The organism is Acinetobacter bouvetii (assembly GCF_902753875.1).
Classification (GTDB): Bacteria; Pseudomonadota; Gammaproteobacteria; order Pseudomonadales; family Moraxellaceae; genus Acinetobacter; species Acinetobacter bouvetii_A.
In genome coordinates this window covers 1-23,200 of record NZ_CADDTS010000051.1, presented here as the reverse complement: position 1 = coordinate 23,200, position 23,200 = coordinate 1, and the positions used below count along the sequence as shown (strand labels likewise).

The following is a 23,200-nucleotide window of genomic DNA, read 5'->3' as shown; positions in this document are numbered from 1 at the left end:
TAACGAATGACGGCTTTGTTTGAGAAATTTCCAATAAGTTGCTTCAAATTTCAGAAAGAAATCATCAATTACGCAGAATAATTCGGTACTATTGAACATCAGGACTAGGGCTTTAGGTTTTGTGTGGTAACTCAACTGATGGCTCTAGTCCTCTTATTTTTCAAGTCATTTTCTTATCCGCGATTCGGGTTATTTAAGTACTTTTTGTCGGTAATATTGTTAGCATTTGCTTGTAGCAGCAGATGCTCATTTACTTGGTAACTTGCCATTAAGTTGACGAGTGCATAGGCATCCTGAGTGATCGTGCTGTTGATCGTTGAGTCATATAGCTTGATATTATCTTGCCATTGCAAACCGGCACCAATTTTCAGTTGAGGTAAAGCCGGTACAGTATAAGTCGTTAACAAGCTGATGGTTTGATTTGGGTTATACGTGCGTGCAGCACCGCTATTTTTTTTGTCTTTCAGACTAAACTGGGTGTATCCAAAAGCTAAATTCAGATTATTACTAATCTGCCCAGCCAGATTGACTTCGATGCCTTGCGAATGTAAATCACTGGTCGCAACCGTACGATTTAATGGATTCCCATCTGAATTACGTAAAGGATAATTATTCTGTTCAGTGCTAAAGACAGCAAATGATCCCGTTAATTGATTATCTAACCATGAACTTTTAACCCCCATTTCATAACTTTCACCCTCTACCGGTTTTAAGGCCTGACGTGTGGTTTCTTCAATTCCAGTTTGTGGGCGGAAAATAGAGGTATAGCTCATATAACCGGTATATTCGGGGGTGAAATTATAGGTTAAGCCTGCATAGGGAGATAACTTGCTTTCGTCATAGTTCATTGGCGAGCCATAACTGCTGCCGCGACTTTCTGCCTGAACATAATTTCCACCTAAGATGAATTTCAAATCATCAGTTAAATGAAGTCGGGTCGCAGCATAGTAGGAATTGATTTTTTGTCTATAATCCGCGGCATCGCTAAAGTCAGACCAGGTGACCGATTGAGGTGTCCAGCTTGCCCAATTGGTGGTGTATTGCGTCAGATAAGGAATGCCATTATAAACACCGGAGACGTTATTAATATTACTGTCATTGATAAAACCACTGGACTGCTGGTCGGATTGATGGGTTTGAATACGACTGTATCCTAAAGTCGCTTCATGTTCGCGATTAAATAAATTGTAAGTACCTTGCAGGTTAAAATCGGCGAAATGTTTACGTAGCTGTTCTTTGCCGCCCCAAGCAGTCAGTGAAACACCCGAACCATCTGTTTGAGGATAACCATAGTAATAAAGTAAGCGGCTATTGTGTTCAATATCATTATAGTTGTAGCTCAGGTTAGCTGTCCATTTATTTCCAAGTTTCTGTTTTAATTCTACAAAAGCTTCTTGAGAGTTATTGTCCCAATGCGCCCAATTTGGATTTGGATTGTAACTTCGGTCATAAGCAAGTTGTTTTCCATTGGCGTCGAGTAGGGGTCGAGCGCCCCAGTTATTGGCATTTGGCTTGTTTTGGTTTTGACTATATCCGACAGTGAGTAAGGTCGAGTCGCTAAGATCTGCTTCTAATATTCCGGCAAAACCATTTTTTTCAGAGGAATAACGGTCTAGATGAGAATCTTCCGTTTGCTCATAACCCATCAGACGACCACGGACTCGACCATCCGCAGAAACTGAACCAGAAATATCTGCTTCATAACGCTGTGTATCCCAGGAACCATAACTCAATCCCGCGCTTGCCTGAAATTCTGTGGTGGGACGTTTACGGATATTATTAATGGTTGCACTCGGGTCACCAAAAGCATTGGATAGGGCATCGGCGCCTTTAATGACTTCTACACGGTCATAAAAGTAAGTATCAGGATTGGTATTGTTATAGTTATAACTGCTTAAAGGGGAGCCTACACCGTCGGTAAGAATATTGGAGATTTCAAAGCCACGTGCCATATAAGAGGTACGTTCTGTTTCCTGAATCTGAACTGTAACCCCAGGCGCACTTTTCAAGACATCGCGTGTCGAAGTTAAACCAAAATCTTCAATCTGCTGATGCGTAACCACATTAATGGTTTGTGGCGTTTCTTTGGCTGCAATATTCAGTTTGGTCGCGCTATTACTATTCTTAATGATATAGGCTTTGGTTTTTTCTGAACTTTCTTCATTCTTGTCTGACTCGGCCTGAAGTTGAAGCGTGGATAAAGTCTGCACATCTTCTGCGGCAAAGCTATATTGCACACTTAAAATTGCCAAGCTAAGCAAAGACAATTTAAAACTATTTTTGAGGAATGGGGAAATTGTTTGCATGAAATTAATGCTAATGAAAATGATTATCGTTCATATTATTATTTGTGTGAGTAGAGTACAATGTCGGGGCAATTGGTATTTCACATTAATTAGAAAAACAGAAAAGATAATTTAGATAATGTATGAAAACCTATTGAAAATGAGCGGATAAGAGAGAACAAGATTTAAAATAGATGAATATGTTAAAATAGCCATAATTCTAAAGAGGATAAAATCTTGCAAAATCGGAAGCTTAAAATCGGGATCGTGGTGGGTGAGGTTTCAGGCGATACCCTTGGTGCTAAATTGATCCGTAGTTTTCGTGAGCAAGGCATTGATGCTGAATTTGAAGGTATTGGTGGTCCGCAGATGATTGCTGAAGGCTTCAAGAGTTATTATCCGATGGATATTCTATCGGTGATGGGGATTGTAGAAGTCCTCAAAGATCTTAAAAAACTGTTTGCCGTACGTGACGGACTGGTTGAGATCTGGACTAAAGAGCCGGTCGATGTCTTTGTAGGAATTGATGCACCTGATTTTAATTTACGTTTATCTAAAAGTTTAAAACAGCAAAATCTCCCGATTAAAACCGTGCAATATGTCAGTCCTTCAGTTTGGGCGTGGCGTCAGGGGCGCGTGCATGGCATTAAAGCCAGTATTGATTTGGTATTGTGCCTATTTCCTTTTGAAAAAACCTTTTATAAAAAATTTGATGTGCCGGCAGCCTTTGTCGGGCATCCACTCGCCAGCCAATTGCCTTTGCAAAATCCACTAATTGAAGCCAAGCAAGAGCTGGGCTTAAATGTGGAACAAAAACATATCGCGCTTTTACCGGGCAGTCGCCGTGGTGAAATTGAAAGACTGGGCCCCTTGGTTCTGGATGCAGCTAAAATCGTTAGTCAAAAACATCCTGAATATCTATTTTTGATTCCTGCGATTAATGATGCACGCAAGCAGCAGATTGAAGCACTGCTACAACATTATCCGGCTGAATTTGTGGCTAAAGTCTGTTTGCTGGAAAATACCGATACAGAATCGAAAATTGGCCGTCAGGTGATGAATGCGGCCAATATTGTGGCACTTGCCTCCGGTACAGCAACTTTAGAAGCCATGTTGTTGCATCGTCCGATGGTGACTTTTTATAAACTGAACTGGCTGACCTATCATGTGGTCAAATTCCTGATCAAGATCCCGTATTATTCCTTACCGAATATTATTGCCGGTAAAAAAGTGATTCAGGAACTGATTCAGCATGATGCAACCCCTGAAAATTTGGCTGCTGAAATTGAACTTTTGATGAATGTTGAAACGGCACAAATTCAGGTAATGCAGCACATTACCATGCACAAGAAATTACTGGCAGGCAACAGCGAAGATCCGGTGCAGGCCATTTTGAACACATTAAATCCTCAGCGATTTATTGCACCGAAATGATTTACTGAAATTGCTGACGATACTGGCTTGGAGTGAGATCAAACAGGCGTTTAAAGGTTTGGCTAAAGGCTGTTTCAGATGAATAACCGACCCGATGGGCAATTTGCTGAATCGACAATTGTCCTTCGCGTAAATGCTGCGATGCCAAACGTAAGCGATATTGCTGTAAATAGGCCAAAGGGGTTTCACCCACCATGCTGCTAAATAAGGTGGCAAATTTAGAACGGGACATGCAACATTGTTCTGCCAGACTTTCTACGGTCCAAGCCTGTTCCGGTTGGCCATGAATAGCGGCCAATGCACTGGCGAGTTCAGTATGCGACAAGGCTCGTAGCCAATTATTTGAATCTTGTAACTGGGCAATATAATCACGTACACATTCAATAAACAGAATACTGACCAAGTGATCGAGAATTTTGTCGCGACCCGGTCGGATTTGATAGGCTTCGACCGCCAGAAACTGTAATCCGATTTGTAGCCATTCCGGTGCGGTACTGCCAGTGATATGGTGAATATGGATATAGGCAGGCAGGGCATTGAGTAAAGGCCGCGCCATGATGGTATCAATATGGCAGCGGATGGCTAAAATCAGTGCCGGTTCTCCACTGGCTGTTCCAAACTCGATAGTTTGCTGTCTTTTTTGATCGAAAAGTTCGGTGATATTTAAGGCTTCAATCAGGTTGCTTTTATCATGGCTATGACAGGAATGGTTTTGCCCGGAAGGAATCAGCACCAAATCGCCCGCTTCAACCTGAAGCTGGGTTTGTGAATTCAGTTGAATGGTCATCTTGCCGACCAGAACCACATAGCCAATCATGGCATCTTGTTCCTGATAGCTATAGCACCAATCACCTTGCGGTTTTAAATAGATATATTCAGATTTATCCAGATGAATATCATCAAAAATTTTACTTAAGGCATCCATGTCTTATCGTTCTGTCATCATCTACATTAAAAATTATAAAAAGTCTGGATGTATTCCAGCATGTGCTTATAGGTCAAATATTGGCTATACAAGCCAAGGACGTTTGCATAGCTTTTTTGGACGTTTACGACTGTTCTTGATAGCCCATTTCTAGAAATATAAAGGCAGAATAGAAAATAGGGAAGATCATCAGCATGAATGCACCAGTACATTTAGAACAGCAAACAACTCAAAGCATGCACAATACAACTGGCTTGGCACTCGATAAAAAACGCTACTGGTGGTTATTAAGCCCTGGTCTGCCGGTTATTGGCATGGGAATTCTGGCGGGTTATCAGTTTGGGCCTAAAGCGACGAAAAAAATATTTGCTATGGGTGGGCCGTTATTACTGCATGTGATTATTCCAACGGTCGACGCTATTGTCGGGAATGACAGTAATAATCCAAGTGATGATGAAATTAGCTCGTTAGTGGCTGACCCTTATTATGATCGTATCGTAAAACTGTTTATTCCGTTGCAGATGGCTGCCAACGTATTTGCCGGTTATGTGGTCACGCGCAAAGAAACATCTTTTCTTGATCAAATCTTGTTGGGCATTTCCATGGGGGCGATCAATGGTGTAGGTGTGAATACGGCACATGAATTGTCACATCGTCCGAATAAAAAGGATCATTATCTGGCGCATGCCACATTAACCCCACTGTTTTATAATCACTTTAGGGTTGAGCATCCTTATGGACATCATAAACGTGCTGCCACGCCTGAAGATCCGGCCTCTTCGAAAATGGGTGAAACTTTCTATGAGTTTTGGCCTAGAACCGTGTTTGGTGGCATCAAGTCGGCCATTGAAATTGAGAAGAACCGTTTAAAACGCAAAGGCTTATCTTTCTTTAGTCCGGAAAATGAACTGTTTCAAGGCTGGGCGATGAGTGCCAGTTTTCATGCCACCATGTTGAAACTATTTGGCAAAGATGTGATTCCATATCTGGCAACACAGGCATTTTACGGGATCAGTTTATTTGAAATTATTAACTATATTGAACATTACGGCTTAATGCGCGACAAAAAACCGGATGGCACATATGCACGGACGATGCCTGAACATAGCTGGAATAACAATAACATCACCACCAATTTGTTTTTGTACCAGTTGCAGCGTCATTCTGATCATCATGCCTATCCAACACGTCCGTTTCAGGCTTTGCGCCATTTTGATGAAGCACCTGAATTACCAAGTGGTTATGCCACCATGTTATTACCGGCTTTAATTCCGTCACTATGGTTTAAAATGATGGATAAACGTGTATTCGACCATTATAAGGGTGATTTAAGCAAAGCTAATATTCATCCTAAACGCCGTGCGAACATATTTAAGAAATTTGCTGTGGTGGACCGGTTGTTGAATAAAGAATAGTTGGTGGTCAGCTTAATATTTAATTTTTCTGAATCAGTCTTAAATTGATAAATCATAAAAAAGCCCATTCGAGGGGGAATGGGCTTTTTACAATATCGTATTGTATTGATTCTATATGAAAATTTAATTACATTTTGCATAACGTGCATTAGGTTAATTTTAGGAAAGCTTAACTCTTCTGTACTCTCAAGAAAGAGGGAACCAACCTTTTCTTGTTTCAATTTCATTCCATAAAGGGTCAGGGATGTATAACTCAGGGTCCCTTCTATTATTTTCTAACGCTAATAAAATTTTTTCTGATTCATTCTGCGCAAGTTCCACCCAATTAGGGTTCATGACAATAGCCTTACCAATAGCAACCAATGGCAATCCCAGTGTTAGTGCTTGTTTGGCTTGAATTGGTGTTCTAATTTTTCCAGCAGCAATTAATGGGATTCTATTATTTAGATGTTCAATAATATGCTGAATTGTGAGTGCCTCATCTGTACTATGCACAGGCTTACTATTTAAAATGTCTGTTAATGAAACGTGTAGATAATCTATTTCTGCTTCAACTAAACGATCTATAAGCTGCAAACTATCGTTAATACGCAAACCGTTTTCATCATATTCTTCCACAGACATTCGATAACCTAATGCAAACGGTTTTTGAGCATATTGCTTGATGACTCGTTTCACTTCATTCACGACCGCTAATGGAAAACTCATACGTCTTTCAAGCGTTCCTCCCCATTCATCCGTTCGTTGATTAAAGAGCGGTGAGAAAAAGTTTTGAATCAGAAAACCATGAGCACCATGCAACTCAATACCATCGAATCCCGCTTCAATTGCTCTTCGTGTCGTTTCACCAAAAGCATGAACAATATCTAAAACCTCATCATGAGATAAAGCGCGGGACATCATTTTGCTATCGACGAAAGATCCAGTTGGTGTATTCATCGCACTTGCACTCACCACATCTCTATTCGGGAGTAGGTCGGGTAAAGCTTTATTCCCGGCATGGAAAATTTGCAATATTGCAGGTGCTCCACCACTTCTAGCTGTTTGGGCTAATTTTTTTAAACTTGGAATAAAGCGGTCATCAAATGCTGCAAATTCATTGGTAAATCCAATCCCATTTTCTAATACATGGGTACAACCAGTAATCACTAAACCAACACCCTGTACACGCTGGCGAAGATATTGCAACTCTTGCTCTGAAATCGTTCCATCATCATTTGCAGACCATGTCGTCATGGGGGCCATGATGATTCTATTGCGTAAAGTTATATCTTTAGTTAATGAAAAAGATTGAAATAATTTAGAATTTTGCGCGATCATGAATTCATCTCGTAGATTTTACTGTCTAAAAAGGCTGTCACCTGAATAAAAAAAGGCATCAAATCTGATGCCTTTTTCTCGGAATTTCACTTACAGATTTTCTTTGTAAAATGGAATCAATTTCTCTAAAGCTTTCGCTACAGGTTCAGGCTTATCATAAAGATCATAGTGGGACCAACCATCCACAATGACTAACTCTTTATTTGTCGATGCTGCACGGTTGATAATCTCAAAACCATCACGATATGCACCAAAACCACCTGGCTTGCTACCCACAATAATCATTAAAGGCTGGGTCAATAAAACTTCTGCTAAGTGGAATGCATCCCACCCAACAGCAACAGCATTATGTGAAAATAATGTTTTGTTCACGCCATTCGGTTTCTCACCACGAGCAGTACGATAATATTCAGTGGCTTCTAATGGATCTATATCTGCATTATCCGCTTTAGCAGCTTCAACAGTAGGATATAGTCCTTGATCTACACGAAGTGGAGCACCTTTAGCTTCAGCAGTTCGTTGAGCAGCAATCGCCTCCAAGAATGCGATAGGATTACCAGCACTTGCTTCACGCATCACACGACCATAGTTTGCACCAGTAATTGTGCCTACTGCTTTAATTCGTCGCTCAGTCATTGCTGCATTAATGGAATAGCCACCACCACCACAAATGCCGAGTACACCAATGCGGTTTTCATCAACATAGTTTAAAGTCACCAGATAATCAGTAACTAAACTGAAATCCTCGACACGTAATGTTGGATCTTCGATATAACGTGGCTCACCACCACTTTCTCCTTGAAAGCTGGCATCGAAGGCAATAACAACAAAACCAGCTTTTGCTAAGGCAACGCCATATACATTGCCAGAGGTTTGTTCTTTACAGCTCCCAATAGGGTGAGCACTGATAATTGCAGGGTATTTTTTGCTTTCATCAAAATCGTCAGGAAAATATAAATCAGCTGCGATTTCCCAGTATGGTGCTTTAACTTTTACACTTTTCATTGTTCATTTACCTTTTAATTTCAATTTAATTGATTACATAAAGTAGGGTTTATCAGCATCAGAATTAGGTTTACTTACACCTAGGTTCTCTTTTGAATGTAATTTCGGGTTTTCAATGATTTGATTCACCAAATAAGCAACGCTTTTTCTTGATACCACTGTGCCTTGAAAAGCATCACCTTTATGTGTGATCTCAAAATCAACTTCATTTTCATCTGTTAACCAAGCGGCTCTAATAATCGTGTAGTCAAGATTAGAGCTTTCGATTAAATCCGCAGACTTACGGTATGGTGGAAAATATTCACCAATTTCTTTATTGTTCCACTCTCCAAAATTACCTGGAACTTCGTCGTAAATTCCAAGCGTATTAATTGAAATCAGCCGTTGAATATTGAGTGTCTTCATCACAGTAACAATGTTCTGAGTGTGTCCTTCCATATCTCCTGCAAGATTTGCATAAACCACGTCTTGATCTTTCATCGCATCAGTTAACTGATCAATGTTAAGAACATCACCTTCAATGATGCGAGTATTTGTCATAGGTAGAGGTGCTAACTTATTTTTATCTCTTAGAAAAAGAGTAAGAGATATCTCTGGTTGCTTTTGTAAAAAATCTAGAGCCCATTGAGCAATTTGGCCTGTAGCACCGAGTACCAAAACATTTTTCATGGTGGTGTTCCATAACTTCTTTAATGGAATTTATCTTAACAAGCTATTACTTGCATGATTAGAGGCTATAATCATATTGCTTTAATTAGTAATTCTTATTAATTGGTTTATTTCTATGAAAACAAACTTGAATGATTTACATGCTTTTATCGCTGTAGTTCAAAATGGAAACTTTACCAAAGCTGCTTCAGCTCTAGGTTCTACACAATCCGCTGTGAGCCAAAGCATTAGTAATCTTGAACAAAACTTAGAACTTAAATTATTCAATAGAACAACTCGAAGTGTCACATTGACAGAAGCTGGAGAAAAACTATTTGAATATGTTGGACATCAATTAGATGATATTAATTTAGGATTAGAACGCCTAAGTTTAATGAAAAATAAACCGCATGGTCGGGTGAGAATCACTGCGGATGACTTTTCGATAAAATACTATATCTATAATAAAATCAAAAAAGTAGTTAAAGAATATCCTGAAATCACCATTGAACTGACTTCCGATAATCGACAAGTTGATATTGCGCAAGAAGGTTATGATGCAGGGGTTCGTTTGGGGCTGTCTATTGAAAAAGATATGATTGCAGTGCCGATTAGCCACCCCATCCAAATGTGCTTAGTTGCATCCCCTAAGTACATGCAAGGTAAAACTGAAATCAGAAATATTCAGGATCTCAATCAACACTATTGTTTAGGTATTAAGCTATTAACGAGTAATTCATTGTTGCCATGGAGTTTTACTCAAGGTAGAAAGCAAGTTAACTATAAACCACAGAGTAACTTAATCTTTACAGGCGTAGATCGAGTACTTGATGCTGTTGTTGATGGACTAGGCGTAGCCTACTTACCACTAGACATCGTGAAAGATTTCTTAGATACAGGAAGGTTACTTAGCTTTTTAAATGAAAGTGTTTCGACCTATCCACCACTGTATCTATTTTATACAAGTCGTCGTTTTAATTCCCCCGCATTTCAAATCGTATGTAATGCACTAAAAGAAAATTAACATGATCAAAGTCTTGGTCTATAAATCAGGATTCTTCACTAAATAATTTACTATTTAACATGATGGGCGTTATACGAAACACGTTTTTAATATTACTTTAAGATCAGTATCTTATCTCGATTCATACCCTCTAGAACAATCTCGTTCAACCGACTTGGAAACAAGTCGTTTTTTTATGTTCAAAAGCGAAATCTTTAGCCAATAAAGTTGATTTTTTTTTAATCAAATTGAAACTTTTTTCAATGTTCAAGGCAGTCCCAGGGCAAAAATTATCCCAATTTCTGGGGATGAAAAGGGAACAGTTTTTAGCCTGCGGTGTACGCATATGCTCACAAGTATTACAGATCTTTGCGGCTATGCGACCTTGCTTTAATTTCCTATCATGGGGACATAAGAGAGCAGGATGCTCCAGATAAGAATAACAAGAGTAAGAACAAGGAATGTCAGATCAGACAGAAGTCAGATCTAAGCATCAAATACGAAAAAGCCCGACAGGATGTCGGGCTTTTTTTATGTCTAAAAATGAATTTCTATCACTTTATAGGTTTATATGGGGCTAATCTCTAAAAATAGACAATAATACCAAGCAAACAAAATAGCCTAAGTATGCTAAACATTCATTTCTAAAGGGCATATAATTTGCTTATCTCGTTCTTAATATTTTCAAAAAAATGACACCAGCTTGCAAAGTTTTAAAATCCAATAAAATTGAATTTTCTATCCATGAATATGAACACGATGCCAATGCGAAAAGCTTTGGTCTAGAAGCAGCGGAGAAACTGGGTTTAAGTGTTGAAGAAGTTTTTAAAACCCTGTTGGTGACTGACGATAAAAACTACTTCGTAGCGGTTTTACCAGTGAATCATCAATTAAATTTAAAGAAAGTGGCAGCGGCTGTGGGCTGTAAAAAATTACAGATGGCCGATCCTAAAAATGCTGAGCGCTTAACAGGTTATCTGGTTGGGGGAATTAGCCCAGTTGGACAGAAGAAACGCTTAAAAACAGTCATTGATGCTACAGCCCAAGATTTGGCAAAAATATATGTCAGTGGGGGTAAAAGAGGTCTGGATATTGGAGTAAAACCCCAAGATTTAGCTCAAGTTTTGGGTGCACAATTTGCAGATGTACTGGATTCGTAGAATTATTCAAGTGATTCTTGTCAGCCCTAAAGCGATTTAGGGCTTTTTTATGCAGGTTTTAGCGATTGGCGGTACTGACAAAGCCCAGCAAGATACGATTAAATATGGCTTTGCTTATACAAGTTGAATTGATAACAAAAGCTATTACGTGATGGACTCAATTTCACCCGAAAGAGATAACTTGTGTTGTCTCTGATCTCTTATAAATGCAAACCAGGATTGGGATTTAAAAATAAATAATGGATAAAAATAATAAAATTTTCATTGCTGCAAGTCTGGCGAATGGTGGCTGTTTCTCTATGGTTTTGCCCATCCTTGCACCTTTGGTTCGTCAAATGAAAATGACTGAATTGCAAGGCGGAGCTTTAATTTCGGCAGGTGCATTATTGATGGCAATAGGAGCCATCTATATTTCAAGACAGCGAAATAAATACAGTATTTATCGTCTATTAAGTGTGGGTTTTATCGGGATAACTCTCACTTGGGGGATATTTACTGTAGTCCTGGCTTATGGGCTTGAATATCATCTTGCTGCGATGTTGCTGTTTACTTTTTTATTGTTGGCTCGGGCAAGTATGGGCGTATTTATGGCGATGCCAATTATTGCTTTACAAACTTATGTGATGACCAAATATACCGCAGAACAACAACGCAGCCAGACCATGTCCAAGTTCGGCGCATTAAATAGTGCAGGCTTGGTACTTGGTCCATTCTTAACTACACTTTTATTGGCGTGGGGCATGCTTACGCCGTTATGGGTGGCCTTTATTATTTTTGCTTTAATTAGCCTTTATATTGTGCTGAAATTCGATCGACAAGATGCTGATTTTTATAGTATTTCTGAACAGGCTATCCCTGCTGAAAATCCGGTATTTACCAATAAAGAAGAATTTTCTTTGCGTAACAGTATAGGTTGGTTTGTATTAGGGTTTAGCCTCTATATCGCTATTGTCACATTAAATCTCACCGCCGGCTTTTATATTCAGGATCAATTTCAAATTTCGACTCGGCAGAGTGCAATTTACTTTGCTCAATGTTCTTTGATTGTCGGCATATCATTAGTGATTATGCAAACAGCGATTTCCAAGTTTCTACAATGGTCTGTGCAGCGCTTACTGTGGATTGGTCTGGTGTTTATGGTGTTAGGCTTGCTTATTTCCATTTACACCACACATATTCATATTTTTCAAAGTGCTTATATTTTATATGGGGTGGCAGTGGCTTGTCTTACCCCTGCATTTACCACGGGTGCTGCCCAATCTGCACCGCAGCATTTGCAGGCTAAAGTTGCCAGTTTTTGTACTGCAACCCAGGCTTTGAGTTTTGTATTTGGCCCATTGGTCAGTACCGGCTTGTATCAGTGGCATAGCAATTACCCATTTTATTTATTAATGATCATGTTTATGCTTCTGGCTTTTTATTTTCTTTGTTATCAAAAGAGAAGGCAGTCATCTTCAGTGCCAGTGTAATTTTATTGATGAAGTTATCGTCTCAAGTGGGCTGTTAGATATTTATAGATGAAGTCACAATGTTTGTGGCAAGATTTAAGTCTGTAACAAGCTGAATATAATTCATTATTATCTGAATATTACTGAATCAATACTTCAAGAAAATTAACATCATTCATGTTTTAATAAGATGATTGAATTTAATGTGAATTTTACGTGTTTTTAAAACCCTCAATGCCGGTGTTACCTACGCTTGCACAGGATTATCCTGAATGGCATAAGGGACGCACGGATTTTTCACTTTGGTATCTGGAAATCCGGCAGCCTGAATTGCTGAATTATTTAGAGCAGTTGCGTGAGTATTTTTCAGACTTGCTGTTTACGCCAAATACACGGCAGTTTCATATAACATTGTTTATTTGCGGATTTCTCACAAATCATAACCCCAAATGGGATGATGATTTTAGTCATCAGCAATTGCAACAACAGCTAAAAACTTTAAAGCCAGAACAAAAATCTTCATTTAGACTGAAGACTGGAGCTGTGAATAGTTTTGAAAGTGCGCTTTTTATTGAAATAGATGACCTTGACGGTAATCTGGCAGAAATTCGGCAACAGCTATATCGTTGTTCAGATGAAATTGCGCCACTGGAGTATTGTCCTCATATTACTTTGGGGCTTTATAAGCATGAATTTTGTAGCAATATTATTTTTGAGCGCATGCAAAATATTCCCCAACAAAGCTTTGAATTTCAGGTCCGGCACTTAACATTTGGTACCTACCATGCACAAATGTTGCAGGGGCCTTTAACGCCATACCATCAATTTTTATTGGGTGATGTATGATCCAACTTATTTTGGGCGGTGCCCGTTCCGGTAAAAGTCGTCTTGCAGAACAAATGGCCAAAGATTCAGGTCTGGCGGTCACCTATATTGCAACGGCCCAGGCATTGGACACGGAAATGCAGGAGCGGATTGCCCATCACCAACAACAACGTCCATCAACATGGAATGTCGTTGAAGAACCCTATTTTCTGGCCAGTCAACTGCAACAGCTGGATGCGCCCAATCAGCTGATCCTGATCGATTGTCTGACCTTATGGATGACCAATCTGTTGATGCATGAAGATACAAGCCTGCAACAAGTGGAGTGCCAAAAATTATTGGCGCTGCTTCCAGATTTGCAATCACAGGTCATTTTAGTGAGTAATGAAACTGGATTGGGGGTCGTGCCGATGGGTGAAATCAGCCGTAAATTTGTCGATGAGTCGGGCCGTTTACATCAACAGTTGGGGCAAATTGCCGATAAAGTCATGTTTTGTGTCGCGGGTTTCCCGATGATTTTAAAAGGAGAGAAAGTATGAATTGGTGGTTAGATGCGTGTAAAACGCCAAGTGCTGAAGCAAAACAACAAGCGGCCGAGCGTCAATTACAGTTAACCAAACCGACCGGTTCGCTTTCTGAATTGGAAAATGTGGCCATACAACTGGCCAGCTTGCAAAATAGTCCACGTCCCAATGTTGATCATCCGTGGATTAGCATTTTTGCCGGTGATCATGGCGTGATGGAAGAAAACATTTCCGCCTATCCACAAGCTGTGACCCGGCAAATGCTACAAAACTTTACCACGGGTGGTGCCTGTATTAGCGTGATTGCCCGGGAATACCAGGCCAAACTGCAAGTGATTGATTGCGGTACAGTCGGCGAAGCTTATGACTATGTAGGTGTGGAACGTCACTGCATTATTCCGGGGACCGCCAATTTTGCCAAACAGGTGGCCATGACGGAAGCGCAATGTGCAGATGCCATGCTGCTGGGTGCTAAAAGTGTAGAAACTGCAGTTGCTAGTGGCGCATCTATTTATGTAGCAGGGGAAATGGGTATTGGTAATACCTGTTCGGCTTCAGCCGTAGCCTGTTTTTTACTGAATGAGCCTGCTGAACAACTCACAGGTGTGGGCACAGGGATTCGTGAAGAACAGCTGAATCACAAGAAAAATGTCATTAATCAGGCGATTGCCTTACACACAGACTATGTCGGCCATGATCCTTTTAAAGCGTTATGTGCTGTAGGCGGTCTGGAAGTTGCAGCTATGGTCGGTGCTTATATCCGCTGTGCACAGCTCGGTTTGCCTATGGTGGTGGATGGTTTTATTACCACTGTTTCTGCTTTAGTTGCAGTTCGACTCAATCCTGAAGTACGTGACTGGATGCTGTTTGGACATCAATCTGCGGAATATGGTCACCGCCGTTTATTAGAAGAATTAAATGCCCATCCTTTATTGAAACTGAATCTACGTTTGGGCGAAGGCAGTGGTGCAGGGGCAGCATTGGGACTGATTAAACTGGCATGCAGTCTACATAACAATATGGCCACTTTCGCAGAAGCCGCTGTGATTGGTGAAAAGGTTTAACCCTTTTTGTAGGAAGTAAATATGTACAGGATTGATCTACTGCGTCATGGTGAAACCGAGCTGAGCCATACTTTGCGAGGCTCGACTGATGATGCCCTGACAGAATTGGGCTTGCAGCAAATGCGCCAGACAGTAGATCAATCCTTAAAGCAAAATTTACTGTCTAAACCTTGGGATATTGTGTTTAGTTCACCTTTGCAGCGCTGTGCTTTATTTGCAAATGAGATCGCCCACAATTTAAACCTTGAGCTTATTTTAGATAGAAATTTGCAGGAAATGCATTTTGGCGATTGGGAAGCCATTTCGACCCAAGTGATTTATGACACACAACCTGAATTACTAGCGCAGTTTTGGGAAACACCTACCCAGTTTAATCCACCGAATGCCGAAACCATGCAGCAGTTTCATGCACGAATCAACCAAGCCATGCAGCAGATTCATCTTTATATGCAGCAGAATCAATTTCAGCGGGTGCTAGTGGTGACGCATGGTGGGGTGATTAAGCTCTTAAAATGTCTGGCTTTAAAGCAGCCTTTAGATGATATTTTGAAAATGTCGGCAGAACTGGGACAACTGAACAGCTTTATTTTGCATGAAGATTTAACGCTTCAATTCTTGGAGCAATCATGATGATGCCATTCTGGATTGCTTTGCAGTTTCTGACGACCTTTCCCATTCAATTGAAACAGATGCCCACCAAGCAGCAAAATGGTCAATCTTTGCTGTTTTATCCTGTAGTTGGACTGATGATAGGCCTGATTTTGTTTGGTCTTGCCCTTAGCTTGAAAGCCATTCCCATCATTTTATTAAGCAGTCTCATTCTAGTGGTCTGGATCTGGCTGACAGGCGGTTTGCATCTGGATGGTCTTGCTGATACAGCCGATGCCTGGGTGGGTGGTTTTGGTGACCCGGAACGCACCTTAAGCATCATGAAAGACCCGAGCTGTGGGCCAATTGGCGTGCTCAGTTTACTCATTCTGTGCCTGATAAAATGGTCTGCGTTATATGTTTTACTGGAACAGCAATACTATTCAGCGCTAATTTTATTTCCGCTTTTAGGTCGTTTAGCACCATTATTTTTGTTTTTGACTACTCAATATGTACGTCAAAAAGGTTTAGGTTCCTCAATGGCAGAATTTATTCCTAAGACTGCCGCCGTTATTATATGCGTAGTATGTTTGCTTGCATCTATCTATTGGGGATTTGCGGGAATCTTTGCTGCTCTATCAATGATGGCTACATTGCTGTATTTAAGACATAAATTCATCCAGCGTATTGGTGGCATTACGGGAGATACCGTCGGGGCCAGTATTGAAATTTGCGAGGCGGTGAGCTTGCTGATTTTCGTGATTACTTTATTTTATGTGAGCCATTAACAAGGCTAGGTTGCACAAAACTGAAACCAAGCCATGATGGCTTATTCAGCACAGTCATTTTCGAATGACCCAGCCTGATTCATGATTCTGGCTTTAGAACCTAACCACAGTAAACCTGAGCAGTCTGGCGGCTGGAGATCATCAAGATCGTATATCGAGTGATGATTAATTAAATGAAAGTATTAGAGCATGGGTTCAAGCATGCTCTAAAAAAATTAAAGAAAATTAACTACAAAATGAATAATGCTGGGGCCCAACAAGACCATAAACACGCCGGCAAGAACCATGGTTAGGCACGCCACTACACCTTCTTCACGATGACGCATAAAGGCCTTACTTGTGCCAAAACCATGTGCAGAATTCCCTAAAGAGGCACCCTGAGCAAAGCGTGAATTGAGTTTCAGACCCAGTAAAATCAGATCTCCCATCGCCACACCGGCAATACCGGTAATCATGGTAAATAAAATCACCAGTTCAACTGAACCACCAACGTTAGAAGTGAGTTCCATAGCAAAAGGTGTGGAAATTGATCGCGCCATTAAACTATATGTTGTTTCCTGATCGAAACTGAATAATTTAGCCAAATAGAAGGAACTGATGACCCCAACCAGCATGCCTATGACGATCCCCATGCTAATAGACAGTGCGTGTTCCTGTATGACTTTGCGATACTCGTAAATTGGAATGGCAAAAGCCACGGTTGCCGGTCCAAGCATCCAGATCAGCCACTGGTTTTCGACCATATAAGTCTCATAGGAAATATTCAAAATCACCATGCAGATGACCAGAATCACCGGGACAAAAATTCCGGGAGCAAGCAGCATATAAGGAAATTTTTGATGCAGTTTTTTCACCAGTACATAACTGATTAAGGTGCCGATAAAACAGAAAAGGGCAGTCAGGCTCATGTTATTTGTCCTGTTCCAATGCTTGATGCAAATGCAGTTTTGCTTTTAAACGGGCTTCCAGTTTAAATCCCAAATAAACACTATAAGCGGTTGCCACCATTACACAGAGTGTACCAATCACGACCGACAGAATCAGTTGCCAGCCTTGAGACAAAAGCAGATCTTTATATTTAATGATGCCGACCACACAAGGAATAAATAACAGCACCAGTTCTCCCAGAATAAAATCCGAGCCGGTTTTAATCCACTGCAACTTAAATACACCACTGAGCAATGCCATCAGCACCAATAAAAGCCCGATAACACCCGCTGATACCGGTAAATGCAAAGCTTGCTGGATCAGAGAAGCCAGCCACCAGATAACGATAAGTAAACTGAGCTGGAGCACGATGATGACAGCCCGGGATACTTTGGGAGAAAGTGAGAAAATAGACATAATAAGCAGATCAAATAACCTGGTTATTATTGTAAATTTGACCCATTTACTAAATTATGAATAATAAAAAAAAGATTATGCCTAAATGGAATAGTTATGGATATCAAGAGCCTGAATATCTTCGTCAAAATCGTACAGTACAAGAGTTTTAGTCTGGCAGCGGAAAAGTTGTATGTAACCCAACCGACGATCAGTAAAGCCATTCATCATTTGGAACAGGAAATTGGCGTGCCGTTATTTCATCGGGGAGAAGCAGGGCGCAAGCGGGATGCCATTTTGACTTATATGGGCGAGCAAATTTATCAACATGCTTTGGTGATACTGGAAGAACAGCAGCGTATTTTTGAAACGGTCGCCAAAGTCCGGCAGCTCAAACAGGGGAAATTAATACTTGGCTTGCCTCCTTTAGGTTCAATTTTACTCAGCAGCCTAATCGCCAAATTTCATAAACAATATCCCGAGATCGAATTAAGCTTTCTGGAAGTTGGTGCCTCAGGCATTGAAGATGCCATTCTGGCCAAGAAAGTTGATGTCGGCATTTTATTGGGGCATTTGAAACCGGTGCTAAGCGGCATTCCGATTATCGATTCGCCTTTGTGCCTGTTGTCACGTAAAGAAACCCAGTGGAAAAACCGGGCACAAGTAAAATTGATTGAGTTAAAAGAAGAGTCATTTTTACTCTATGACGATTCCTTCACTTTAAATAATATGATTATTCAGGCAGCTAATTATGTTGGCTTTGAACCGCATGTAGTATGTAAAAGTAGCCAGTGGGATTTTATTGCCAAAATGGTGGAATCTGATGTCGGAATTGCCTTATTGCCCAAAATCTATTGCGAGCAGCTGGATCAGGAAAAATATAATATGAGCCTGTTAGAAAGTCCGAACCTGAACTGGACGCTCAGTATGGCCTGGAATACCACTGTTGCCATGAATCCCGCAACCCGGGCTTGGTTGAAAATTATTGAAGAAAATCAGCATGAGATACATTTTTAGGCCAACTTGTACGGTTTGTCATATCAAAAGAATCCTAGAAAAATATCAAGATTAATGAGCTAGATTTTCTAAATAAGTCTAATCTTATCAAATTCTTATTTTGCAATTTGCTGGATTAAGCATGCAATCCTTTCAATCTTTGTAGGAATGCGGTACTTTTCTTGATTAAACTTTATTATTGATGATGATCTTTATGAGATTTTCTTTATGAAATGGGATGACATTGGCGAACAGCCTTGTTCAATTGCCAGAACTCTGTCGGTGATTGGTGATCGCTGGACCTTATTGATTTTAAGAAATGCCTTTTTAGGTACTCGCCGTTTTGAATCTTTTCAGCAGGATTTAGGCGTAACCCGTCATGTCTTGTCCGACCGTTTAAAAAGACTGGTTGAACATGAGATTTTAATCAAAACACCTTATGTCCAACGGCAAGAACGTTATGAATATCGTTTAACCGAAAAAGGACTGGCTTTATATCCGATCTTGATGTCTATGGCGCATTGGGCAGATGAATGGATGCATGAAGGTTTTGGTCAACCTTTACACTATGTGCATAAAAGCTGCGGACATAAAATGACGCCAAAACTGGTGTGTTCAGAATGTAATGAAACCATTCATGCCAAACAAGTGAAACCTGAATTAACCCAAGATTATTTTGATTATCTGGAACGACACAAAATACAGTCCTAAATCTTTCCCCTTAAGATTTATAGACAATTCGGCGGTTTAGGAATGCCAGCCAGACGGCTTAAATGACGCGCTACCAAACCAGTGTTGAACCGATCTTGCAGTACTGCATTATTAATCTCTGCACTGACAGTTTTCATCAAAAACTTGATGAGGGGGCGAGTCGCAGGTGAGTGACCAAACTGCTGGTAAAACTGACGGACTGCATGCAGAATTTCAAAATGCCATTCAGTCAGTTGCAGATCTATAGTATTGGCCAATTCTTGCGCGACAGTTTCATTCCAAATGGTGTAATCGACTAAGTGACCATCTTGATCGAGTTCTAAATTCATGATTAATCTCAAAATCAGTTCAAACGAATACAGCGGCTATGCTTCAGGCAAATATCCGCAAATTCATCATAAGAAATAATGTGCATATTGGCAGCAGATTGTCCGGCCAGTATTTCTGCATCACGATCCAGAATATAAAGCTGCTGGAGCTGCTGAAGAAAGGGATGCTGCAGTTGCAAGACCGATTCACCCATCAGGATGATGGTATCTTCAGGTGTATAAAGCTGTTGTAATTTATCCAGTACAGCGGGGGTGGCTGAAAAAATACTTTGTACCAGATATAAGCTTTTATTTGACATGATTATTTCACTCTTCCTCTTTACCAGTACAACACAAAATCAAAACTTTGAATAAACTCGCTGTTGAATTCAATAAATTCAATGTCCTGTTCAGTTTGCGTGACAAAGTGATTGTGCTGATTTTTTTGTTCTACCAGAATCGGGCTAAGGTCATAAAATTCAAAGCTGTCGACCATGTTGGAGGCGATTTTAAAGGCATGTTTAAACTGGTCAAATTGCAGTTCGGAATGCAGCAGACTTAAGCCTGCATCTTGCAGCAAAACTTTGACTTCACAGCCAAAGGTGGCCAGTACCATAGTTGCAGACAGGCTTTCATGCACTTGTAAATTGGCCAGATTTGCCTGAGTTAAAATAACGAGTACAGATTTCACACAATTTACCTTTTAAAAGCAACAAATTCCGAAAAATAACATCTTAGAATTGAATGATACGCTGTGTGGATTGCACTGCATCGGCAAGTTCACCCAGGCCAACCAGTTCAAAGCCTTGCGCTAGATTATGTTGGCTAATCTGATGTCGTGCGGCATTTTCCTGATCGGTAATACCACGCGCTAGGGCAGCACTCACACAGACAGGCAAGCGAATCGCCAATTTCTGCCACTCTTGAGTCAAATGACGCTGATCATCCGGAACCCATTGTAAGACATTCGCAACCGCAACACCGTCTTGATAGAAAAACACGCGAAAAGCTTGGTTTTTAGCGTGTAAAGCCTGGGCCAGACCCAACGCGTGCCAGGCATAGATCGAACTTGGCGCAGAGGTAATTAGTAATAAGGTACTCATCGAAATTCACTTGAAGAATGCCCAATCCATTATTGATGCATCCAGACTTCATAAGAAAAGGGTAGTATACAATGATTTTAGGTGGCATCTAAAGATTTCAACATCAAATGTTAAAATTGTCTTAAAAATAAATATTAAAAAACAATATCTTAAAATTTTTATAAGAAATAGGATGTACTAAAACATATTTTTAATCTACATGAAATTCCTCGTATTTCCTTAAAAGCTGTACATATCGCCAAGTCGGGGATCAGGCTCAATTCCAGTACGACCTCGATGGGTGCATCCAGAAAATCCTGATGCCAAAGGTCTATGAGAAAGACTATAGCTATGATGTTGCTGATCACATATTGGCAATTATTGATCAGACTAATAATAACAGTAGCTTTAATGACTATGCTTTGAGTCGTTTAATCGAACAAAACCTTGTAAATAAAACCTTTAAATACACTTATGCTGCTAACAGCGACTCGTTCACAAGAAACCAGATTGATAATGGTACATCTATAACAGAAAATTATACGATTCAAACAGATAATAATCGCAGTAGTAGCATAAGATGAGAGTTGTGATAAAAAATATTTGCCAGCTAATGAATCGATAATTAGATCAGTTCTTACTGGCGATAGACATTTAACATTGCAAAAGTATGTATCTTTACCAGTTATTCAAGCTTATTTGGCTAGAGTTGAAAGTGGTCAAAAATGTATTCCTCCAATTAAGGCAGATGGCAATATTATTGTTGATGGAAACCATCGCTATATTGTGGGGAAATTGTGTAGCATTAATATTTCTAAATTGCCGTCAAATGCATCAAATGGTTTGCAGCGTTTTCCAATGAGTCAAATGAAAGTAGATGGTTATGATTGGGGGAATCGTTAAAATGTTTTATTACCTTCTAATAAAAATATAATGAGTTGTATATTTATAAAGAAGCTCATGTTTAGTTATATTGATTTACATAGAGTTTTATTTAGAAATATGATCTTTGAAAATTACATTTTTTATAAGGCTAATTTGAGGGGCGCTTTTTTTATAAATTGTAGTTTTATAGGCTCTAATATGATTACGATTAATATAGCAGACAGTTTGTTTAAGAAGTGTTTATTTGAAAAAAATCAAATTAGATATCCATCGCTATCAAATGTTAATTTTATAAATAATAAGAATATAGATAATCATCTGGTAGAAGCAGATGAATTTTATATATAAAGTTATATTAAAAAACTCACTTGTCCAATTAGCTATACATGGGACAGTACTTTGATGCTGAAGTTAGCCTATTTTATAATTATTTTGGGGATTATGATCCTGAGCGAGGAAAAGCGAAGCACGGTTGGCCTGAGTGTAAGATGAGAGCTTATGCTCGAATAACTGGACGTTATGTAGAAAGTGATCTGATTAGCTTAGATGGTGGGTTGAATACTTATGGGTATGTTGGAGGGAATTCGTTGCATTTAATTGATCCTCTAGGGCTATTAAGAGAAGCTGTAAAAAATGTGTTTGTGATTATATGAAAAAATCAGGATATTCTTCTGCTTTAGCCCAAGGTCGAGCATTTAATGAGAGGACCCAAGGTGTATGGGATGATAATGTTCTAAGGCCTTGTAAAAATTATTTATATGCTTTTGCTGCTGTTGTTGATTATGGTGATAATCGTTACATGGGGTATGCAAGTGCAACAATTCATACGGCATTAAAACCTTATCGCTTTTGGTTAGGCGAAATCCAAAGGTTTTTGAAAGTTAGACCTACATTAGGCTCAAGCGCACCAAGTATGGAAGCTCATTTAGCTGCCTTAGAGGGATCAAAACATGCTGGTAGACTAGATTGGCGTAAAGAATGTGAGGATGATGAATGTGCTAAAAACTAAAACTGTTCTAAGTATATTGTTAATACTCATACTTATTCCACTGGATATTAGATTAAATGATGGAATAGAGTCTATATTATTAGCTAATATATATAATTTTATTATAATTTCTATTTTATTTTTTTCCCTAGAGTAAGTTTTTTACATTATTGGATTTTAAGAGGAATTATATGGATAGTTGTTTTTATGCTATGCATATCAATTTTGGGAGGAATGCCATCTCCTAATTCTCAGGATAATGAGCCTCAATGGTTTTTTATTATAACCCGAATCGCGGATAAGAAAATGACTTGAAAAATAAGAGGACTAGAGCCATCAGTTGAGTTACCACACAAAACCTAAAGCCCTAGTCCTGATGTTCAATAGTACCGAATTATTCTGCGTAATTGATGATTTCTTTCTGAAATTTGAAGCAACTTATTGGAAATTTCTCAAACAAAGCCGTCATTCGTTA

The 23,200-nt window shown here is 39.7% G+C and carries 26 protein-coding genes and 3 pseudogenes; 17 read left to right on the top strand and 12 right to left on the bottom strand.

Annotated features, from left to right (window positions below):
- Nucleotides 1-99 (bottom strand): annotated as a pseudogene (locus FB6_RS16170) (IS982 family transposase); the annotation flags it as partial.
- Nucleotides 100-188: 89 nt separating this feature from the next.
- Nucleotides 189-2,306, bottom strand: a pseudogene (locus tag FB6_RS16165) (TonB-dependent siderophore receptor); the annotation flags it as partial.
- Between the two features lie 216 nt (nt 2,307-2,522).
- On the opposite strand from FB6_RS16165, the gene lpxB reads away from it, so the two are divergent.
- Nucleotides 2,523-3,719, top strand: coding sequence for a lipid-A-disaccharide synthase (lpxB, locus tag FB6_RS16160; RefSeq protein ID WP_174560909.1), 1,197 nt, complete (start codon nt 2,523-2,525; stop codon nt 3,717-3,719).
- Nucleotide 3,720: 1 nt separating this feature from the next.
- Here lpxB and FB6_RS16155 read toward each other — a convergent pair whose 3' ends face one another.
- The gene (locus tag FB6_RS16155; protein ID WP_174560908.1) at nt 3,721-4,644 is read right to left on the bottom strand and encodes an AraC family transcriptional regulator; all 924 of its coding nucleotides are present in this window, start codon (nt 4,642-4,644) and stop codon (nt 3,721-3,723) included.
- 194 nt (nt 4,645-4,838) lie between these two features.
- Between FB6_RS16155 and FB6_RS16150 the strand changes: the two genes are divergently transcribed.
- On the top strand, nt 4,839-6,059 hold the full coding sequence (locus tag FB6_RS16150; RefSeq protein WP_174560907.1) for an alkane 1-monooxygenase: 1,221 nt from the start codon (nt 4,839-4,841) through the stop codon (nt 6,057-6,059).
- Nucleotides 6,060-6,245: 186 nt separating this feature from the next.
- On the opposite strand, the gene FB6_RS16145 is transcribed toward FB6_RS16150, so the two are convergent.
- The 3 genes from FB6_RS16145 to FB6_RS16135 all read right to left on the bottom strand — a co-directional run bounded on the left by FB6_RS16145 (nt 6,246) and on the right by FB6_RS16135 (nt 9,053).
- Nucleotides 6,246-7,379 (bottom strand): NADH-dependent flavin oxidoreductase, encoded by a 1,134-nt coding sequence (locus FB6_RS16145; protein ID WP_174560906.1) that lies wholly within the window; start codon nt 7,377-7,379, stop codon nt 6,246-6,248.
- 90 nt (nt 7,380-7,469) lie between these two features.
- Nucleotides 7,470-8,384 (bottom strand): alpha/beta hydrolase, encoded by a 915-nt coding sequence (locus FB6_RS16140; protein WP_174560905.1) that lies wholly within the window; start codon nt 8,382-8,384, stop codon nt 7,470-7,472.
- Nucleotides 8,385-8,417: 33 nt separating this feature from the next.
- Entirely contained in the window at nt 8,418-9,053 is a 636-nt protein-coding gene (locus FB6_RS16135) for an SDR family oxidoreductase (RefSeq protein ID WP_174560904.1), read from the bottom strand.
- A gap of 115 nt (nt 9,054-9,168) precedes the next feature.
- Between FB6_RS16135 and FB6_RS16130 the strand changes: the two genes are divergently transcribed.
- The 8 genes from FB6_RS16130 (at nt 9,169) to FB6_RS16095 (ending at nt 16,432) form a co-directional block, all read left to right on the top strand.
- On the top strand, nt 9,169-10,056 hold the full coding sequence (locus tag FB6_RS16130) for a LysR family transcriptional regulator (RefSeq protein ID WP_174560903.1): 888 nt from the start codon (nt 9,169-9,171) through the stop codon (nt 10,054-10,056).
- A 671-nt stretch (nt 10,057-10,727) separates the two neighbouring features.
- Nucleotides 10,728-11,195 (top strand): Cys-tRNA(Pro) deacylase, encoded by a 468-nt coding sequence (gene ybaK / locus FB6_RS16125; RefSeq protein ID WP_174560902.1) that lies wholly within the window; start codon nt 10,728-10,730, stop codon nt 11,193-11,195.
- Between the two features lie 239 nt (nt 11,196-11,434).
- The gene (locus FB6_RS16120; RefSeq protein WP_174560901.1) at nt 11,435-12,664 is read left to right on the top strand and encodes an MFS transporter; all 1,230 of its coding nucleotides are present in this window, start codon (nt 11,435-11,437) and stop codon (nt 12,662-12,664) included.
- Nucleotides 12,665-12,859: 195 nt separating this feature from the next.
- Complete coding sequence (locus tag FB6_RS16115; protein ID WP_254592259.1) at nt 12,860-13,489, top strand: 2'-5' RNA ligase family protein; 630 nt, start codon at nt 12,860-12,862, stop codon at nt 13,487-13,489.
- Nucleotides 13,486-14,007 (top strand): bifunctional adenosylcobinamide kinase/adenosylcobinamide-phosphate guanylyltransferase, encoded by a 522-nt coding sequence (gene cobU / locus FB6_RS16110; RefSeq protein ID WP_174560900.1) that lies wholly within the window; start codon nt 13,486-13,488, stop codon nt 14,005-14,007. Before FB6_RS16115 ends, cobU begins: the two co-directional genes overlap by 4 nt.
- Nucleotides 14,004-15,056, top strand: a complete 1,053-nt coding sequence (gene cobT, locus FB6_RS16105) for a nicotinate-nucleotide--dimethylbenzimidazole phosphoribosyltransferase (RefSeq protein ID WP_174560899.1) — start codon at nt 14,004-14,006, stop codon at nt 15,054-15,056. Before cobU ends, cobT begins: the two co-directional genes overlap by 4 nt.
- Before the next feature lie 21 nt (nt 15,057-15,077).
- Nucleotides 15,078-15,686 (top strand): histidine phosphatase family protein, encoded by a 609-nt coding sequence (locus tag FB6_RS16100; protein WP_174560898.1) that lies wholly within the window; start codon nt 15,078-15,080, stop codon nt 15,684-15,686.
- Entirely contained in the window at nt 15,686-16,432 is a 747-nt protein-coding gene (locus FB6_RS16095) for an adenosylcobinamide-GDP ribazoletransferase (protein ID WP_174560911.1), read from the top strand. Before FB6_RS16100 ends, FB6_RS16095 begins: the two co-directional genes overlap by 1 nt.
- A 215-nt stretch (nt 16,433-16,647) precedes the next feature.
- Here FB6_RS16095 and FB6_RS16090 read toward each other — a convergent pair whose 3' ends face one another.
- Together FB6_RS16090 and FB6_RS16085 are read right to left on the bottom strand one after the other, a co-directional pair.
- Nucleotides 16,648-17,340 carry an LrgB family protein gene (locus FB6_RS16090; protein ID WP_174560897.1) on the bottom strand — a complete coding sequence of 231 codons (693 nt, stop codon included), beginning with the start codon at nt 17,338-17,340 and terminating at the stop codon, nt 16,648-16,650.
- Nucleotide 17,341: 1 nt separating this feature from the next.
- Complete coding sequence (locus FB6_RS16085) at nt 17,342-17,776, bottom strand: CidA/LrgA family protein (protein ID WP_174560896.1); 435 nt, start codon at nt 17,774-17,776, stop codon at nt 17,342-17,344.
- Nucleotides 17,777-17,872: 96 nt separating this feature from the next.
- On the opposite strand from FB6_RS16085, the gene FB6_RS16080 reads away from it, so the two are divergent.
- Nucleotides 17,873-18,772, top strand: coding sequence for a LysR family transcriptional regulator (locus tag FB6_RS16080; protein WP_174560895.1), 900 nt, complete (start codon nt 17,873-17,875; stop codon nt 18,770-18,772).
- 207 nt (nt 18,773-18,979) lie between these two features.
- Complete coding sequence (locus FB6_RS16075; protein ID WP_174560894.1) at nt 18,980-19,462, top strand: winged helix-turn-helix transcriptional regulator; 483 nt, start codon at nt 18,980-18,982, stop codon at nt 19,460-19,462.
- A gap of 17 nt (nt 19,463-19,479) precedes the next feature.
- On the opposite strand, the gene FB6_RS16070 is transcribed toward FB6_RS16075, so the two are convergent.
- From FB6_RS16070 to tusD, 4 genes are read right to left on the bottom strand one after another with little or no spacing between them, the layout of a single operon-like run.
- Nucleotides 19,480-19,791 carry a TusE/DsrC/DsvC family sulfur relay protein gene (locus tag FB6_RS16070; RefSeq protein WP_174560893.1) on the bottom strand — a complete coding sequence of 104 codons (312 nt, stop codon included), beginning with the start codon at nt 19,789-19,791 and terminating at the stop codon, nt 19,480-19,482.
- 14 nt (nt 19,792-19,805) lie between these two features.
- Complete coding sequence (locus FB6_RS16065; protein WP_174560892.1) at nt 19,806-20,090, bottom strand: DsrH/TusB family sulfur metabolism protein; 285 nt, start codon at nt 20,088-20,090, stop codon at nt 19,806-19,808.
- A gap of 20 nt (nt 20,091-20,110) precedes the next feature.
- Complete coding sequence (locus FB6_RS16060) at nt 20,111-20,461, bottom strand: hypothetical protein (RefSeq protein WP_174560891.1); 351 nt, start codon at nt 20,459-20,461, stop codon at nt 20,111-20,113.
- A 43-nt stretch (nt 20,462-20,504) separates the two neighbouring features.
- Nucleotides 20,505-20,873 carry a sulfurtransferase complex subunit TusD gene (tusD, locus tag FB6_RS16055; RefSeq protein ID WP_174560890.1) on the bottom strand — a complete coding sequence of 123 codons (369 nt, stop codon included), beginning with the start codon at nt 20,871-20,873 and terminating at the stop codon, nt 20,505-20,507.
- A 582-nt stretch (nt 20,874-21,455) separates the two neighbouring features.
- Between tusD and FB6_RS16050 the strand changes: the two genes are divergently transcribed.
- The 5 genes and pseudogenes from FB6_RS16050 to FB6_RS16030 all read left to right on the top strand — a co-directional run.
- On the top strand, nt 21,456-21,755 hold the full coding sequence (locus FB6_RS16050) for a hypothetical protein (protein WP_174560888.1): 300 nt from the start codon (nt 21,456-21,458) through the stop codon (nt 21,753-21,755).
- 30 nt (nt 21,756-21,785) lie between these two features.
- Nucleotides 21,786-22,085, top strand: coding sequence for a pentapeptide repeat-containing protein (locus FB6_RS16700; RefSeq protein ID WP_368034447.1), 300 nt, complete (start codon nt 21,786-21,788; stop codon nt 22,083-22,085).
- 38 nt (nt 22,086-22,123) lie between these two features.
- Nucleotides 22,124-22,390 carry an RHS repeat-associated core domain-containing protein gene (locus FB6_RS16040; protein ID WP_174560886.1) on the top strand — a complete coding sequence of 89 codons (267 nt, stop codon included), beginning with the start codon at nt 22,124-22,126 and terminating at the stop codon, nt 22,388-22,390.
- Nucleotides 22,387-22,746 carry a hypothetical protein gene (locus FB6_RS16035; RefSeq protein ID WP_174560885.1) on the top strand — a complete coding sequence of 120 codons (360 nt, stop codon included), beginning with the start codon at nt 22,387-22,389 and terminating at the stop codon, nt 22,744-22,746. Before FB6_RS16040 ends, FB6_RS16035 begins: the two co-directional genes overlap by 4 nt.
- A gap of 355 nt (nt 22,747-23,101) precedes the next feature.
- Nucleotides 23,102-23,200, top strand: a pseudogene (locus FB6_RS16030) (IS982 family transposase); the annotation flags it as partial.

Coding starts and splice junctions, on each gene's coding strand:
- FB6_RS16065 (WP_174560892.1), bottom strand. CDS start 20,090: ATGTCAAATAAAAGCTTATATCTGGTACAAAGTATTTTTTCAGCCACC.
- FB6_RS16130 (WP_174560903.1), top strand. CDS start 9,169: ATGAAAACAAACTTGAATGATTTACATGCTTTTATCGCTGTAGTTCAA.
- FB6_RS16155 (WP_174560908.1), bottom strand. CDS start 4,644: ATGGATGCCTTAAGTAAAATTTTTGATGATATTCATCTGGATAAATCT.
- FB6_RS16095 (WP_174560911.1), top strand. CDS start 15,686: ATGATGCCATTCTGGATTGCTTTGCAGTTTCTGACGACCTTTCCCATT.
- FB6_RS16140 (WP_174560905.1), bottom strand. CDS start 8,384: ATGAAAAGTGTAAAAGTTAAAGCACCATACTGGGAAATCGCAGCTGAT.
- FB6_RS16100 (WP_174560898.1), top strand. CDS start 15,078: ATGTACAGGATTGATCTACTGCGTCATGGTGAAACCGAGCTGAGCCAT.
- FB6_RS16070 (WP_174560893.1), bottom strand. CDS start 19,791: ATGAATTTAGAACTCGATCAAGATGGTCACTTAGTCGATTACACCATT.
- FB6_RS16090 (WP_174560897.1), bottom strand. CDS start 17,340: ATGAGCCTGACTGCCCTTTTCTGTTTTATCGGCACCTTAATCAGTTAT.
- FB6_RS16035 (WP_174560885.1), top strand. CDS start 22,387: ATGAAAAAATCAGGATATTCTTCTGCTTTAGCCCAAGGTCGAGCATTT.
- FB6_RS16085 (WP_174560896.1), bottom strand. CDS start 17,776: ATGTCTATTTTCTCACTTTCTCCCAAAGTATCCCGGGCTGTCATCATC.
- FB6_RS16150 (WP_174560907.1), top strand. CDS start 4,839: ATGAATGCACCAGTACATTTAGAACAGCAAACAACTCAAAGCATGCAC.
- cobT (WP_174560899.1), top strand. CDS start 14,004: ATGAATTGGTGGTTAGATGCGTGTAAAACGCCAAGTGCTGAAGCAAAA.
- FB6_RS16135 (WP_174560904.1), bottom strand. CDS start 9,053: ATGAAAAATGTTTTGGTACTCGGTGCTACAGGCCAAATTGCTCAATGG.
- FB6_RS16145 (WP_174560906.1), bottom strand. CDS start 7,379: ATGATCGCGCAAAATTCTAAATTATTTCAATCTTTTTCATTAACTAAA.
- FB6_RS16120 (WP_174560901.1), top strand. CDS start 11,435: ATGGATAAAAATAATAAAATTTTCATTGCTGCAAGTCTGGCGAATGGT.
- FB6_RS16080 (WP_174560895.1), top strand. CDS start 17,873: ATGGATATCAAGAGCCTGAATATCTTCGTCAAAATCGTACAGTACAAG.
- ybaK (WP_174560902.1), top strand. CDS start 10,728: ATGACACCAGCTTGCAAAGTTTTAAAATCCAATAAAATTGAATTTTCT.
- FB6_RS16700 (WP_368034447.1), top strand. CDS start 21,786: ATGAGTTGTATATTTATAAAGAAGCTCATGTTTAGTTATATTGATTTA.
- FB6_RS16040 (WP_174560886.1), top strand. CDS start 22,124: ATGGGACAGTACTTTGATGCTGAAGTTAGCCTATTTTATAATTATTTT.
- tusD (WP_174560890.1), bottom strand. CDS start 20,873: ATGAGTACCTTATTACTAATTACCTCTGCGCCAAGTTCGATCTATGCC.
- FB6_RS16075 (WP_174560894.1), top strand. CDS start 18,980: ATGAAATGGGATGACATTGGCGAACAGCCTTGTTCAATTGCCAGAACT.
- cobU (WP_174560900.1), top strand. CDS start 13,486: ATGATCCAACTTATTTTGGGCGGTGCCCGTTCCGGTAAAAGTCGTCTT.